This is a genomic window from Geothrix oryzisoli (assembly GCF_022808865.1).
Taxonomy (GTDB): Bacteria; Acidobacteriota; Holophagae; order Holophagales; family Holophagaceae; genus Geothrix; species Geothrix oryzisoli.
Genome location: NZ_JAKZLB010000005.1, coordinates 73,679 through 87,336 on the forward strand (window position 1 = coordinate 73,679; position 13,658 = coordinate 87,336).

General features: G+C 65.6%; 15 protein-coding genes. 13 read left to right on the forward strand and 2 right to left on the reverse strand.

Translation table 11 applies throughout. The features are described 5' to 3' along the window. Positions 1-7: 7 nt before the first annotated feature. The 13 genes from MLE43_RS13850 to MLE43_RS13910 all read left to right on the forward strand — a co-directional run bounded on the left by MLE43_RS13850 (position 8) and on the right by MLE43_RS13910 (position 11,729). Positions 8-511 carry a NuoI/complex I 23 kDa subunit family protein gene (locus MLE43_RS13850; protein WP_243305037.1) on the forward strand — a complete coding sequence of 168 codons (504 nt, stop codon included), beginning with the start codon at positions 8-10 and terminating at the stop codon, positions 509-511. A gap of 32 nt (positions 512-543) precedes the next feature. Beyond that, positions 544-1,095 carry an NADH-quinone oxidoreductase subunit J family protein gene (locus MLE43_RS13855; protein ID WP_243305039.1) on the forward strand — a complete coding sequence of 184 codons (552 nt, stop codon included), beginning with the start codon at positions 544-546 and terminating at the stop codon, positions 1,093-1,095. Next, positions 1,095-1,397 (forward strand): NADH-quinone oxidoreductase subunit NuoK, encoded by a 303-nt coding sequence (gene nuoK / locus MLE43_RS13860; protein ID WP_243305041.1) that lies wholly within the window; start codon positions 1,095-1,097, stop codon positions 1,395-1,397. Before MLE43_RS13855 ends, nuoK begins: the two co-directional genes overlap by 1 nt. A 20-nt stretch (positions 1,398-1,417) precedes the next feature. Beyond that, a complete protein-coding gene (gene nuoL, locus MLE43_RS13865; RefSeq protein ID WP_243305042.1) occupies positions 1,418-3,724 on the forward strand; it encodes an NADH-quinone oxidoreductase subunit L in 2,307 nt (768 codons plus the stop codon). A 21-nt stretch (positions 3,725-3,745) separates the two neighbouring features. Beyond that, on the forward strand, positions 3,746-5,422 hold the full coding sequence (locus MLE43_RS13870) for a complex I subunit 4 family protein (RefSeq protein WP_243305045.1): 1,677 nt from the start codon (positions 3,746-3,748) through the stop codon (positions 5,420-5,422). After that, the gene (locus tag MLE43_RS13875) at positions 5,422-6,888 is read left to right on the forward strand and encodes an NADH-quinone oxidoreductase subunit N (RefSeq protein WP_243305048.1); all 1,467 of its coding nucleotides are present in this window, start codon (positions 5,422-5,424) and stop codon (positions 6,886-6,888) included. Before MLE43_RS13870 ends, MLE43_RS13875 begins: the two co-directional genes overlap by 1 nt. 249 nt (positions 6,889-7,137) lie before the next feature. Then, a complete protein-coding gene (locus tag MLE43_RS13880; RefSeq protein WP_243305050.1) occupies positions 7,138-7,359 on the forward strand; it encodes an AtpZ/AtpI family protein in 222 nt (73 codons plus the stop codon). 40 nt (positions 7,360-7,399) lie between these two features. Continuing rightward, positions 7,400-7,750, forward strand: a complete 351-nt coding sequence (locus tag MLE43_RS13885; protein WP_243305052.1) for a hypothetical protein — start codon at positions 7,400-7,402, stop codon at positions 7,748-7,750. A gap of 16 nt (positions 7,751-7,766) precedes the next feature. After that, the gene (atpB, locus tag MLE43_RS13890; protein ID WP_243305054.1) at positions 7,767-8,498 is read left to right on the forward strand and encodes a F0F1 ATP synthase subunit A; all 732 of its coding nucleotides are present in this window, start codon (positions 7,767-7,769) and stop codon (positions 8,496-8,498) included. A gap of 131 nt (positions 8,499-8,629) precedes the next feature. Then, positions 8,630-8,935, forward strand: coding sequence for an ATP synthase F0 subunit C (locus tag MLE43_RS13895; protein WP_243305056.1), 306 nt, complete (start codon positions 8,630-8,632; stop codon positions 8,933-8,935). 93 nt (positions 8,936-9,028) lie between these two features. After that, on the forward strand, positions 9,029-10,198 hold the full coding sequence (locus MLE43_RS13900; protein WP_243305059.1) for a TIGR04552 family protein: 1,170 nt from the start codon (positions 9,029-9,031) through the stop codon (positions 10,196-10,198). Beyond that, the gene (locus tag MLE43_RS13905) at positions 10,192-10,530 is read left to right on the forward strand and encodes an anti-sigma factor antagonist (protein ID WP_243305061.1); all 339 of its coding nucleotides are present in this window, start codon (positions 10,192-10,194) and stop codon (positions 10,528-10,530) included. Before MLE43_RS13900 ends, MLE43_RS13905 begins: the two co-directional genes overlap by 7 nt. 32 nt (positions 10,531-10,562) lie before the next feature. Further along, the gene (locus MLE43_RS13910) at positions 10,563-11,729 is read left to right on the forward strand and encodes a PP2C family protein-serine/threonine phosphatase (RefSeq protein WP_243305064.1); all 1,167 of its coding nucleotides are present in this window, start codon (positions 10,563-10,565) and stop codon (positions 11,727-11,729) included. A 9-nt stretch (positions 11,730-11,738) separates the two neighbouring features. On the opposite strand, the gene rfaD is transcribed toward MLE43_RS13910, so the two are convergent. Beyond that, the gene (gene rfaD, locus MLE43_RS13915; RefSeq protein WP_243305066.1) at positions 11,739-12,674 is read right to left on the reverse strand and encodes an ADP-glyceromanno-heptose 6-epimerase; all 936 of its coding nucleotides are present in this window, start codon (positions 12,672-12,674) and stop codon (positions 11,739-11,741) included. 31 nt (positions 12,675-12,705) lie between these two features. Further along, positions 12,706-13,656 (reverse strand): DMT family transporter, encoded by a 951-nt coding sequence (locus MLE43_RS13920; protein ID WP_243305068.1) that lies wholly within the window; start codon positions 13,654-13,656, stop codon positions 12,706-12,708. Positions 13,657-13,658 lie beyond the last annotated feature (2 nt).

Consider the following 13,658-nt stretch of genomic DNA (forward strand, 5'->3'; position numbering starts at 1 on the left):
GCCGTCCATGAACAAGTTCCTGAGGACCCTCATCCCCGCCGACATCGCCAAGGGCCTGTCCGTCACCGGCAAGCACTTCAGCCAGGTCTTCTTCACGGCCAACCGGCGCAAGGTCCCGTTCCACATCGTCTCCGAGTACCCCGAGGTGCCCGCCAAGGTCCAGCCGCGGTTCCGCGGACGCCTGACCCTTCTGAAGGACGAGCAGGGCGAGATCAAGTGCGTCTGCTGCCTGGCCTGCGAGAAGATCTGCCCCACCCAGGTGATCACCATCGAGAAGGGGAAGAAGGAGGGGCGCAAGATGCCCTTCCCCGTGCGCTACGACTTCGAGATGGAGCGCTGCATCTTCTGCGAATTCTGCGTGGAGAGTTGCGGCTTCGATTCCATCATCCTCAATCACCAGTTCGAGCTGGCCGCCTACAACCGGGAGGACTTCTCCCTGGGCACGGAAGGGCTCGGCCAGAACATGTTCGAACTCAGCCCGACGGGCAAGTTCAGCGTGGCTGACGACTGATTCCCCTTTCGCGCCTATCCAGAGGACGTCCCATGGAACATTTCATCGAAACGATCGGCCGGAACATGTTCGCCATCTTCGGCGTCATGGCCCTAGTCGGCGGCCTGCTCATGATCGCCTCCAAGAGCGCGATCCACAGCGTGTTGGGTTTCCTCTTCGCGATGCTGAACATCGCCGGATGCTTCCTTGCGCTGGAAGCCGAGTTCCTGGGCGTGGCCCAGATCTTGGTCTACGCGGGAGGCATCGTGGTGCTCTTCCTCTTCGTGGTCATGCTCGTCGAAGTGAGCAAGAAGAAGGAGGGTGAGGTCTTCCAGCTGCAGTCGCGCTACGCGGTCGCAGCCGTCGCGGTGGGTGCCGCGATGTTCCTGGCCGTGTTCCGCAAAGCCTTCTTCGGCGTCGCCTCGCCGGAGGCCCTGGTGCTGCGGCCGGAACTGGCCAAGGGACTGGATGTGGCCCATCAGAACGCCCAGGCGGTGAGCCGCGGCCTCTTCGCGGACTACCTCCTGCCCTTCGAGATCCTCAGCGTGATCCTGCTGGTGGCCCTGGTGGGTGCCGTGGTGCTGGCAAAGACGGAGCGGGTGTGATGGTCAGCCTGAACGCAGTCCTCCTCATCTCCTTCCTGCTGTTCTCCATCGGCATCGCGGGCGTCCTCATCCGGCGCAATGCCCTGATCATCCTCATGTGCGTCGAGCTCATGCTCAACGCCGCCAACCTGAACTTCATCGCCTTCGCCCGCCACAACGGCTCGGTCGCCGGCCAGGCCTTCGCCCTGCTGGTGATGGGCTTCGCCGCCGCCGAAGTGGCCGTGGGGCTCGCCCTGGTGGTGGCCCTCTACCGCAGGCGCGACACCGTCCAGGTGGACGATATCAACCTGTTGAAGGGATGACGACGACCATGGAACACGCAATGACCGCCGCCTCTCATCCCAGCAGCTACCTCTGGCTGATCCCCTTCCTGCCCTTCTTCGGGTTCCTCATCAACGGCCTCAGCGGCCGCAAGCTGAAGAACACCAAGGTGGTGGACTTCTTCGCCCTGGGCAGCGTGGGCGTGGCCTTCCTGCTTACGCTGTGGCATTTCGTCCAGCTCGCCGGCCTGCCTGCGGATGGCCGATCCCTCCACCAGAGCCTTTGGACCTGGTTCGATATCGGGGGCGCCCACGTGCTGGGCGGGATGACCACCTACAAGATCCAGTGGGCCTACAAGTTCGACGTGCTCAGTGGCTGCATGGCCCTGCTGGTCTCCGGCGCGGGCTTCCTCATCCACCTGTTCAGCACGGGCTACATGGCGGAGGAGCGGAATGACGGCCGCTACTACCGCTTCATGGCCTACATGAACCTCTTCGTGTTCAGCATGCTGAACCTGGTGCTGGGCGCCAACATCCTGATGATGTTCCTGGGCTGGGAAGGGGTGGGCCTCTGTTCCTACCTGCTCATCGGGTTCTACTTCGAGAAGGAATTCGCCGCCGTCGCGGGCAAGAAGGCCTTCGTCACGAACCGCATCGGCGACTTCGGCTTCATGCTCGGGTTCTTCCTGATCTTCCAGGTCTTCGGCACCCTCGACTACGACACGCTGATGGGCTCCGTCCGCGGGATCGCGACCATGCCGGCCATCACGCTCTATGGCCACACCGCGAGCCCCACCTGGTGGTTCAACCTCATCGGCTGCTGCCTCTTCGTGGGCGCCATGGGCAAGTCCGCGCAGATCCCCCTGTATGTGTGGCTGCCGGACGCCATGGCGGGTCCGACGCCCGTCAGCGCGCTGATCCACGCCGCGACCATGGTGACCAGCGGTCTCTACATGATCACGCGGCTGAACTTCATCTATGTGAATGCCCCGATGGCGCTCGCGGTGGTGCTGGCCTTCGGTTCGCTCACGGCCTTCGTGGCCGCCACCATGGGTCTGGCCCAGTACGACATCAAGAAGGTGCTGGCCTACTCCACCGTGTCCCAGCTGGGCTTCATGTTCATGGGCATGGGCGCCGGGGCCTTCAGCGCCGGCATGTTCCACGTCTTCACGCACGCCTTCTTCAAGGCCAGCCTCTTCCTCGGATCCGGTGCCGTGATCGCCGCCTGCCACCACGAGCAGGACATGCGCAACATGGGCGGCCTCAAGAAGCTGATGCCCATCACCGCGATGAGCATGATCCTGGCGACCTTCGCCATCGCCGGCATCTTCCCCTTCTCGGGCTTCTTCTCGAAGGACGAGATCCTCTGGAAGGTGTTCGAAGGCTGGTACCAGCACGGCCACTACACCGGGCCCGTGCTGAACCTGGTGGCCTGGATCCTCGGCATGCTCGGCGCCTTCTGCACGGCCTTCTACATGACCCGCCTCATCGCCATGACCTTCTACGGCGAGTACCGTGGAGCCGGGAATGACCCCTACGGCCTGTCCGTCCAGTCCGAGGCGCACCACGCCCACGACGATCACGGACATGGGGCCCACGGCCACGACGCGCACGGCCACATGGAAAACGGCCTCCACGAGCTGGACCAGGCACACAACCATCGCGGTGACGATCCCGAGGATCACGATGTGGTGCCCGGGCATCACCCCCACGAGGTCTCCTGGCGCATGTGGCTGCCGGTGGCCATCCTGGCGGGCCTGGCGGTGGTCGGCGGCTTCCTGAACTATCCCGAGAGCCTGCACCGCGTCCTGCCCATCGTGCCCGCTGAACTGTTCAGCAAGTGGATCGAGCCGCTGCTCTACCAGGTGGCGCCGGCCCATCACGGCGAGCACATCCCGCCCGCGATGGAATATGGCCTCATGGCCTGGGCGACTCTGGTCTGGGCCCCCGGCGCCATGCTGCTGGCCTGGTGGATCTACAAGGTGGATCCCAGCTGGAGCCGAGCCAAGGCCTTCGTGGCACGCTATCCGAACCTCTACCGCTGGGTGAACGCCAAGTACTACGTGGACGAGTTCTACGAGGCGGCCCTCATCGAGCCCATCAAGCGCTTCTCCGCCCAGCTCTGGAGCTTCGACACCTGGGTGGTGGACGGCATGGTGAACGGTGCTGCGCGCGTCACGATCATCTGGGCCGACCTGTCGCACTGGATCGACCAGAAGCTGGTGGACGGCGCGGTCAACCTCACGGCCTACATCATCCAGGAGACCAGCTCGGTCTTCCGGAGCCTGCAGAGCGGCCGCGTGCAGCACTACGCCTTCGTGATGTTCATCGGCTTCCTCGTCTTCGCCTTCTGGAAATTCCTCGCCTAGCCCTCATTGGTTGGAGTCCCCATGTTCACCGCAAACACGACACTGATGCTGGTGGCGACCTTCCTGCCCCTCCTGGGGGCGCTGGTCCTGCTTCTCGTGCCCAAGGACCAGCGCCGGGTCTTCGAGATCGGCTCCCTGCTGGTGATGATCGTCAGCTTCCTGATGAGCGCCGTCTTCTGGTTCGGCTATGACCGGGCCAGCGACGCGGTCCAGTGGTTCAAGGCCTGGGACTGGATCCCCTCCCTCGGGGTGAAGTTCGCCGTGGGCATGGACGGCATCAGCCTCCTGCTCTGGCTCCTGACCACCTTCGTGGGCCCCATCGCCATCGCCTGCTCCTTCAAGGCCATCGAGGAGCGGCACAAGGAGTACTACATCTGGATGCTGGTCCTCCAGACGGCCATGCTCGGCGTGTTCATCACCCAGGACATGTTCCTCTTCTACCTGTTCTGGGAAGTGATGCTGGTGCCGATGTACTTCCTCATCGCCATCTGGGGCGGCCCCCAGAAGCTCTACGCCGCCATCAAGCTCTTCCTCTACACCCTGGCGGGCGGCGTGCTGATGCTGGTGGCGATCCTGGCCATCTACTTCCTGCAGCACAAGACCACTGGCGCCTACAACTTCTCCCTGGAGAGCTTCCAGGCCATGGCCCCGGTGATCGCGCAGCAGACCAAGACCTACCAGATCCTGCTGGCTCTGGCCTTCTTCATCGGCTTCGCCATCAAGGTCCCCATGTTCCCGTTCCACACCTGGCTGCCGGATGCCCACGTGCAGGCACCCACGGCCGGTTCCGTCATCCTGGCGGCCATCCTCCTGAAGATGGGAACCTACGGCTTCGTCCGGTTCCTCCTGCCCATCCTGCCCAGCGCCACCAAGGAACTCATGCCCTGGTTCATCGCGCTGTCCCTCATCGGCATCATCTACGGCGCGCTGGTGGCCATGATCCAGAAGGACATGAAGAAGCTGGTGGCCTACTCCTCCGTGAGCCATCTCGGCCTCTGCATGCTGGGTCTCTTCGCCCTGAATCCCTACGGCATCAAGGGCGGCCTGTTCCAGATGATCAACCACGGCATCAGCACCAGCGGGCTCTTCCTCGCGGTGGGCATCGTCTATGAGCGCCGCCACACCCGCATGATCGCGGACTTCGGCGGCCTCTCGAAGAGCATGCCCGTCTACGCCACCGTCTTCATGATCATGACCATGAGCAGCCTGGGCCTGCCCCTGCTGAACGGGTTCATCGGCGAAGGCGTGATCCTCATGGGTTCCTTCCAGGCCTTCCCCTGGGCGGCGGTCGTGGCCACGCTGGGCATCATCCTCGGCGCCGCCTACCTGCTGTGGATGTACCAGCGCGTGATGTTCGGACCCATCACCGCCGTCAACGAGAAGATGGAGGACCTCAACCTCCGCGAGATCCTCTACTTCGCGCCTCTCGTCGTGGCGGCCTTCTGGATCGGCATGTATCCCAAGCCGGTCATGGATGTGATGGACGCCCCCGTGCGCAAGCTGGTGGAGCAGATCACCCCCGGCTACCACGCCGCCCAGTCCCTGGCCGCCCAGCAGGCGATCGCCGCCAAGCTCGGCATGCAGGGCATGACCGCCCCGGCCCACCATGAAGATGCGGCTCCTGCCGGTCATGAAGCCGTGCCCGTGGGTCATGAGGCTCCCGTCCACGAAGCACCTGCCCACGGCGGAGGCCACTGATGACCGGCTTTGCGCAGGGGCTCCTGGATGCGCTCCTCAAGGACACGCATCTCATCACGCCCCAACTCTTCCTGATGGTCACGGCCACGCTCATGCTCTGGCCCGGCGACCTCTTCTTCCATCGGAACGAGAAGCACAAGTGGGCCCCGATCACCCTGGTGATCCTGGCCGTCACCGCCGCCCTGATCGGGCGGACTCCGGATGGCGAAGGCTTCTCCCGCATGTTCCGCATGGACGGGCTCACCCGCGGATTCCAGATGCTCTGCGTGCTGGGCACCGCCGCCACCGTGGCCCTCAGCGTGAAGCTGCTCAACGGGCTCAAGCAGCAGACGGTGGAGTACTACGCCCTGATCCTGTTCTCCCTGTCGGGCATGCTCTTCCTCTGCGGCGCCTCGGACCTGATCTCCATGTATTTCAGCCTCGAGCTGATGGCCATCTGCATCTACATCCTGGTGGCCTACCTTCGCGAGCGGTCCACCAGCGTGGAAGCCGGTGTGAAGTATTTCCTCCTGGGCGCCTTCTCCAGCGGCATCCTCGTCTACGGCATCAGCCTGCTCTATGGCGCCGCCGGGGGCACCACCACGAACCTGGCGGACCTGAACCGGGCCCTGGCCCTCACGCCGACCACCAGCAACCTCCTGGTCTTCTCCGGGGTGTTGATGGTGCTGATGGGCATGGCCTTCAAGGTGGCGGCCGTGCCGTTCCACATGTGGTCGCCGGACGCTTACGAGGGCGCCCCCACGCCCATCACCATGTTCATGGCCACCGCCCCCAAGGCCGCGGCCCTGGCCGCCTTCCTGCGCGTCTTCGGCGCGGGCCTCCACGGCGTGTCCAGCGAGTGGGTCCTGCCCCTCTGCTACATCGCCGGGGCCAGCATGATCCTGGGCAATGTCACCGCCGTGAAGCAGGAGAGCATGAAGCGCCTGCTGGCCTACTCCAGCATCGCCCACGTGGGCTACATGCTGCTGGGCGTGCTCTCGGGCGATCCCAGGGCCGGGGCCCAGGCCGTGTGGCTCTACATGCTCATCTACATCGTGATGAACACGGGCGCCTTCGCCGTGGTGATCTACCTCCAGGGCAAGGGTGAAGGGGAGCGCATCGAGGACTTCAAGGGGCTGGGGCGGAAGCACCCCGTGCTGGCCTTCGCCATGATGATCTTCCTGCTGAGCCTGGCCGGCATCCCGCCCCTGGCGGGCTTCTTCGGCAAGTTCTACCTCTTCAAGCTGGCCATCGAGCAGGGTTTCGTCACCCTCACCACCATCGCGCTGCTTACCAGCGCCGTGGGTGCCTACTACTACCTGGGCGTGGTCGCGCAGATGTATTTCCGCGAGCCGGACGGCGAACCTGCGGCTCCCATGGGTGCCACTTCCGTCTTCGTCGTGACCGTCGCCTGCGCCCTCGTCCTGGTGGCCACGGCCTGCGGGCCCTGGCTGGTGGACTGGGCGGCCAAGATCACCTGGGTTTGACGTTCTCCGGGGGGCCTCGCTTACGCGAACCTCCCCGGACCCCCGCACAGAAGCCCGGCCAAGCCGGGCTTCTGCTTTTTCTGCCCGAAGGTTCGTCGTGGCGCGAGCGTCCCCAGCCTTCGGCCTTGCCCAAGGCGTACACTGGGAGGCGCGGGCCGCTCCGCGCCTTCTTTTTGGGAGACGACAGTGATCTTCAGGCGTGGGGGCGGGGACGCAGATCCTGGGGAGCGGGCCCTCTGGGGCGACCTCATGTCCATGGGGCTGACGTTCCCCCTTTGCATCGCCCTGGGGTTCTTCCTGGGCCGCTGGATCGGGGGGCGGTTCGGGCACCCCGCCATCGGGCAGTGGGCGGGCCTGATCTGGGGCATTTCCGCGGCCTTCTGGGAACTCTACAAGGTCAACCGGCGGATGGCGAAGCGGGACGCGGAGGAGCTGAAGCGCCTCGATGACGGGAAGGGCCCCCATGAGTGAGGGCGGGAGCAGGGATGAGGGCGGAGATCACCTCCGCCGCGTGACTGGCGCCATAGTGGTCCTGGGTTTCCTGGGCCTGCCCCTCTGGGGCGTTCTCCGGTCCTGGACAGCGGCCCTGGCCTTCGGCGTCGGGGCCCTGACGAGCCTGGCCTTCTGGACCCTCCACCGCATTCTCACGGCCCGTATGCTGACCCCCTCCGTGCGCCGGAGGTGGCTCTACGGCTTTCTCTCCCTCGGCAAACTGGCATTGATCGCACTGGTGCTGCGTGGGATGATGGGCAGATACCCGGCGGAAGCCCTGCCGCTGGCCATGGGAGTGCTCCTGTTCGTGGCCGGCATCCTCCTGGAAGCCGTGCGCCTGGCCTTCCGGAAACCCGATGACGCCGCCTGATTGAGGTTCGACCGAGATGGAACACCACGCATCGTTGCTCGCCCAGTGGCTCACCCAGGTGCTCCACCTGTCCCAGCACCCGTGGCCCGGCTTCGCTCACGGGGCGGCCCTGTCCATCCTCGAGCGCTATGACCACCTGCTGAACGCGGCTCTGGCGGCTCTGGTGGCCATGCTCTTCACCACCCTGGTGCGCAAGAACCTGTCCCGGATCCCCGGCCCCCTCCAGCAGATGTTCGAGGGTGTGGTCGAGTGGCTCAAGGGCATGATCAACGACAACATCGCCCACCACGGTGAGAAGTACCTGCCCTTCATCGGGACCATGGCGCTCTTCGTCTTCTTCAACAACCTCTTCGGCCTGCTCCCGGCCCTGAGCCCCGGCACCAGCAATTGGAACGTGACCCTGGGTGCGGCCCTCGTGGTCTTCGGCTACTACAACTTCCAGGGCATGAAGGAGCAGGGCGTCGGCAAATACTGGCTGCACTTCGCCGGTCCCATCTGGTGGCTGGCCCCACTGATGTTCCCCCTCGAGATCCTGGGCCTGCTCAGCCGCATCCTCAGCCACTCCCTCCGTCTCTTCGGCAACATCGCCGGCGAGCACGTGGTGGCCGGCATCTTCTTCGGCCTGATGCCCATCCTGCTGCCGGTGCCCATGATGTTCCTGGGCCTCTTCTTCGGCCTCATCCAGACCTTCGTGTTCACGATGCTGGCGGTGATCTATCTCAGTGGTGCCGTCTCTCACGAGCATTAGCGCCGTTTGGGGGGTGCCCGCGATGCGGGCTTCAGGCGAAGCCTGATCCCCGCATTCCGACTTCGATTCCGCTTTACCTTCACCGCCCTCGGGATTCCGAACCCCTGGGGCATCTCTTAAGGAGCACCACCATGAAGAAGTTCCTCACCACCGCGTTCCTGTTCACCCTGGCCGCCGTCGCCTTCGCGCAGGGCGCCCCCGCTGCCGCCCCCGTCGCCAAGAGCCTCTTCGAGGGTCAGTTCACCGCCCACATCGCGCTCGCCATCGCCGCCGCCGGTTGCGGTCTGGCCCAGGGCAAGGCCGTGGTCGCCGCCTGCGAGGGCGTGGCCCGCAATCCCCAGGCCGCCGGCAACATCCGCACCACCATGATCATCGGTCTGGCCCTCATCGAGGCCCTCGTGATCTACGTGCTCGTCGCCGCCTTCGCCATCAAGTAGGGCCGAGCCGAGTTCCAGCGGGGCGCTCCTTTTTTGGGCGCCCCGTTTTTTTATGATCCATATTGAGGAATGCCGGTAAAGATGCTGGATGTCATGCGTCACCATGCCCTTTTCCCCATGCCGCCGGAAGTCACCCAGGTGATTCTGGGGGGGGGATCCCCCATCGACCTCGAGGGCCTGCGCATCCAGTCCCATGACGAGGCCTGGAATTTCGCCCTGAACTACGGCTATGACATGGGCAGTCCCGTCCAGAGGGCCCACGTGATGCGGGTCTACGAGGACGCCATCGATTTCCTCGAGGGCGTGGTCCTGGAGGGGACGAACCTCCATGTTCCGAACGAGCTGCGAGGCCTGGAGGATCCCCTCGACCTCCTGGTCTGGGCCTCGGAGCGCCCGCGGACCCTGGACGGACGCTGGTCCTGCGCCGTGCTGAGGGTGATGCATACCCTCTTCCACGTGGACCACAACGTGAACCTCCGCTTCCTGCCGGAGATCCAGCGCCAGGTCTTCAGCCGCTACGACCAGTACCTCGTCTGCGAGGACGGCCGCTGGCTGCTCCGGGGCGCCTACGAGGTGCCCCTGGTGGCCGTGGAGCGGAAGGAGAACAAGGACCGGGTCTCCATGCTCCTGAAGATGCTCCACAAGCCCGAGAACGTGGCGGAGACCATCTACGACCAGATCGGCATCCGCTTCGTGGCCGAGGATCGCCTGGGCGTCCTCATGGCCATCCGTTTCCTCCTCGACCACCACGTGCTGATGCCCACCCACATCAAGCCCAGCCGAAGCCGGAACCTGATGATCGACCTCGAGGCCCTGGCTGCCTGGACCGAGACCCTGCCACCCCTGTTCGAGATCCAGGATCTGAGCCCGGAGGACCGGCAGGCCCTCAGCAGCACCCTGGCCCTCAAGTCCGGCGGCATTGAACAGAACCCCTTTTCCAGCAAAGATTATTCAGCCATCCAGTTCACGGCGCGCACGCTGATCCGGCTTCCGGGTCCGGGCGCATCTGCCCTGGCCGCCCTCCAGGAGGGCCTCAGGGGCCTGGGGCGCGGGGATCTGGCGGACCTCGCCCGGATTCCAGAGTTGATCCAGGAACAGGAGGAGTTTACTTTCTTCTTCGCACATGAAGTCCAAGTGATGGAACAATCAGGGTTTCAAAGCTCACGTTCAGGTCCAGCATCCCATTCGGAATATAAACAACGCCAGCGAGACGCTGCGCGCCGGAGAGTGCTTCAGGGAATTCTTCAGGAGGAGCCATGTTGAACATCCAGACCCGCCAAGAGGGCACCGCATCCGTGGTGTCGATCCAGGGCAAGGTCAACTTCGAGGTGACCGCCCAGCTGCGGGATGTGATCCGGGAGACGGTGGCCACGGCCCAGCCCAAGCTCCTGGTGATCAACCTGGAGGGCGTGAGTTTCATCGATTCCTCGGGACTGGGGCTCCTCGTCGCCGCCCGGAACAGCGTGGACAAGTCCGGCGGCAAGCTCCACCTCGCCTGCCTGCCCGTGCCTGTGAAGAAGACCTTCGATCAGACGAACCTCACCAACTATTTCTCCATCTTCGCCACGGAGCAGGACGCCCTCCGCGGCGCGTGATGGCCGGGAACATCGTTCCCTGAAGGTTCCGCATGGCCAAGGGCGTGGTCCTGGTGGTGGATGATGAAGCACCCATCCGGGATATCCTCAGCTTCTACCTCAAGCGGGCGGGCTATCAGGTCCTGACCGCCGGGCATGGCGTCGAGGCGCTCGGGGAGATGGGGCGCCTGAAGCCCGACCTCATCATTTCGGACCTGCGCATGCCGGAGATGTCCGGCGACGAGCTCTGCAAGCGGGTGAAGAGCGATCCCGCCACGCAGGACATCTACTTCATCATCCTGTCAGCCCTGGACGGCACGGCCTCGCGCATCGGCAGCCTGACCCTGGGCGCGGACGACATGATCTCCAAGCCCTTCCATGCCCAGGAGGTGCTGGCCAAGGTGGACTCCACCTTCCGCCTCATCGGGATGCAGAAGGAGATCAAGAGGCAGAACAAGGAGCTGACCGCCTTCCAGGAGCGCGTACGGGAGGAGATGGAGCTCGCGGCGGCCCTCCAGATGGGCCTGCTGCCCAAGCTGCCCGGCGAGGGACCGGGCGTGCACTACACGCACTGCTACCTGCCGGCGGCGGGCATCGGCGGGGACATCTATGCGGTCCTGCCCCTGGCCGACGGGAGCACGGCCATGATGATCGCGGATGTGAGCGGCCACGGCGTCACCGCGGCGCTCATTTCGGCCATGGTGAAGACCTCCTTCGAGAACCAGGTGCGGCTGGGCGGTGAGCCCCTGGCCTGGGCCCTGGGCATGAACGAGGATCTCTGCCGCTCCACCCTGGCCGAACAGTTCGCCACGGCCTGGCTGGGGCGTCTGGATTCCGCCACGGACCGCATCCGGTATGTGGCGGCCGGGCACTGCGCGCCGCTGCGCATCGTCAAGGGGTCCCGGGGCGGGCTCCAGCGTTCGGAGGTCCTGCGGGGCAAGGGTTTCATGCTGGGGCTGGATGCCCAGCTCCCCTTCCTGGAGCACGAGGCCGAATTCCTTCCTGAGGATCGTCTGGTGCTCTACACGGATGGTCTGGTGGAGGTGGAGCGGGAAGACCGCACCATGCTCGAGGAAGCCGGCCTGCGGCGCATCTGCGCGGAGCTGCCCGCCGGTGCGGAGGAGGCCGCGGCCTCCCTCATCGCCCAGGCCCGCGCCTACAACGCCCCCGCGCCCTTCGTGGATGACGTGACCCTGGTGATCCTGGATCGGAAGGCCTAGCCTCCGGCTCTAGATCTCCGCCAGCGTCGCCGCGATGCCGGCCTCCATCTCCGTGAACGGAGCCGTGTAGCCCGCCGCGCGCAGGCTGCGGACGTCGGCCTGGGTGAAGCTCTGGTACTTGCCGCGCAGGGCGTCGGGGAAGGGGATGTACTCGATGTGCCCCTGGCCCAGGTGGGCGATGAGCGTGCGGGCGATGTCGTTGAAGCTGCGGGCCTTGCCGGTGCCGGCGTTGACGATGCCCTTCGCCATGCCGCCGCCGCCGAAGTGCAGGTTGATGGCCACGACGTCGCCCACGAAGATGAAGTCGCGGTGCTGCTCGCCGTTCGTGTAGCCCTCCGTGCCCTCGAAGAGGCGGCAGACGCTCTCCTCCTTCAGCTGCCGCAGCAGCTGGTGCAGCACGGACATCATCCGGCCCTTGTGGTGCTCGCGCGGCCCGAAGACGTTGAAGTAGCGCAGCCCCACCACCGGGCTCTGGATGGCGGGCAGGAGGCTCCGCACGTGCTGGTCGAAGGCCAGCTTGGAGTAGCCGTACACGTTCAGTGGGCCCTCGTTGCGCGGCACCGGCTCGAAGTCGGTGCTGGCGCCATAGGTGGCCGCGCTGCTGGCGTAGACCAGCGGGGTCTTCCGGGCCAGGCACCAGTGGAGCAGGGCCTTCGAGTCCCCGTAGTTGTTCTCCATCATGTAGCGGCCGTCGGTCTCCATGGTGTCGGAGCAGGCGCCGTTGTGGAACACGGCCTCGGGCTGGAGGTCCAGGGTGCCGGCATCCAGCCGCGCCCGGAACTCGCGCTTGTCCATGTAGTCCGAGAGGGTCAGGTCCGCCAGGTTCCGGGCCTTCTCTGCCCGGGCCAGGTTGTCCACCACGAGGATGTCGGTATGCCCCCGGCGGTTCAGCTCCCGCACCAGGTTGCTGCCCACGAATCCCGCACCGCCCGTGACGATGAACATGCCCGACTCCTCTTCTTCTCCAGGATAACGGCTATCCGATGGCCTCTTCCGGTTCCGGTCGCTGGAGGCGCTTCAGGAGCCTTGGCCCCAGTTCGGCCACGAAGGTCGCGGCGAGGATCAGCAGGCCGCCCGCCAGCTGCGCGGGGCCCAGGTGCTCGAGGACACCGGGGACGATGCCGCTGATGGCGATGCCGGCCGTGTACACGGGTTCCAGGCTGAACAGGATGGCGCTTTCCGTGGCGCCCAGGCGGGCCTGCATGGTGCTTTGCACATAGAAGGCCAGGGTGGTGGCCAGCAGGCCCATGAAGGCCAGGGCGACCCAGGTTCCGCCCCGGGCCAGCCCGGCCCCTGCGCCCTGGAACCCGTGTGGCGCCGGCAGGGCCAGCGTGACCGCCAGCGAGACGGCCCCGGTGACCGCCACCTGCATGAAGGCCAGCACCCAGCCCGAAGAGCGGCGGGAGAAATGCGCCGTCATCACGATGTGGAACCCGCACAGCACGGCCGCCAGCAGGGTCTCGGAATCGCCGCGGTTCCAGCCGCCCCAGGCCGCCCCGGGCTCGCGCACCAGCAGGGCCAACCCCGTCAGGGCCACCAGGGCGGCCAGGCCGTGCGAGGGCCGCAGGCGGTCCCCCACGAGCAGCGCCACCAGGGGCGTGAAGATGACGTAGAGCCCTGTGATGAAGCCGGACTTCGAGGTGGAAGTGAAGCGGAGGCCGTCGGTCTGGAGCCAGAAGAGCGTCGCCAGCACCAGGCCCAGCCAAAGCCCGTCCAGGGCGTCCCGCCGGCGGATGGGCACCCGGAGCAGCAGCATCATCAGGCCCAGGCCCGCCGTTCCGATGGCGAACCGGAGCGTCAACAAGGCGCCCACGGAGAGGCCCGCCTGCAGGCAGTACTTGGTGGCGGGGAAGCCGCCGCCCCACACGGCCGCGATGGCGGCCATGGCGAAGACGGCGACGAGATGGGATCTGCGGGACTCCGGCATCC

What these genes read in the sequence shown, in the direction of transcription:
- MLE43_RS13870 (WP_243305045.1), top strand. Translation starts at nt 3,746, where the DNA reads ATGTTCACCGCAAACACGACACTGATGCTGGTGGCGACCTTCCTGCCC.
- MLE43_RS13910 (WP_243305064.1), top strand. Translation starts at nt 10,563, where the DNA reads ATGGCCAAGGGCGTGGTCCTGGTGGTGGATGATGAAGCACCCATCCGG.
- MLE43_RS13920 (WP_243305068.1), bottom strand. Translation starts at nt 13,656, where the DNA reads ATGCCGGAGTCCCGCAGATCCCATCTCGTCGCCGTCTTCGCCATGGCC.
- rfaD (WP_243305066.1), bottom strand. Translation starts at nt 12,674, where the DNA reads ATGTTCATCGTCACGGGCGGTGCGGGATTCGTGGGCAGCAACCTGGTG.
- MLE43_RS13850 (WP_243305037.1), top strand. Translation starts at nt 8, where the DNA reads ATGAACAAGTTCCTGAGGACCCTCATCCCCGCCGACATCGCCAAGGGC.
- nuoL (WP_243305042.1), top strand. Translation starts at nt 1,418, where the DNA reads ATGACCGCCGCCTCTCATCCCAGCAGCTACCTCTGGCTGATCCCCTTC.
- MLE43_RS13900 (WP_243305059.1), top strand. Translation starts at nt 9,029, where the DNA reads ATGCGTCACCATGCCCTTTTCCCCATGCCGCCGGAAGTCACCCAGGTG.
- MLE43_RS13855 (WP_243305039.1), top strand. Translation starts at nt 544, where the DNA reads ATGGAACATTTCATCGAAACGATCGGCCGGAACATGTTCGCCATCTTC.
- MLE43_RS13875 (WP_243305048.1), top strand. Translation starts at nt 5,422, where the DNA reads ATGACCGGCTTTGCGCAGGGGCTCCTGGATGCGCTCCTCAAGGACACG.
- MLE43_RS13895 (WP_243305056.1), top strand. Translation starts at nt 8,630, where the DNA reads ATGAAGAAGTTCCTCACCACCGCGTTCCTGTTCACCCTGGCCGCCGTC.
- MLE43_RS13905 (WP_243305061.1), top strand. Translation starts at nt 10,192, where the DNA reads ATGTTGAACATCCAGACCCGCCAAGAGGGCACCGCATCCGTGGTGTCG.
- MLE43_RS13880 (WP_243305050.1), top strand. Translation starts at nt 7,138, where the DNA reads ATGTCCATGGGGCTGACGTTCCCCCTTTGCATCGCCCTGGGGTTCTTC.
- atpB (WP_243305054.1), top strand. Translation starts at nt 7,767, where the DNA reads ATGGAACACCACGCATCGTTGCTCGCCCAGTGGCTCACCCAGGTGCTC.
- nuoK (WP_243305041.1), top strand. Translation starts at nt 1,095, where the DNA reads ATGGTCAGCCTGAACGCAGTCCTCCTCATCTCCTTCCTGCTGTTCTCC.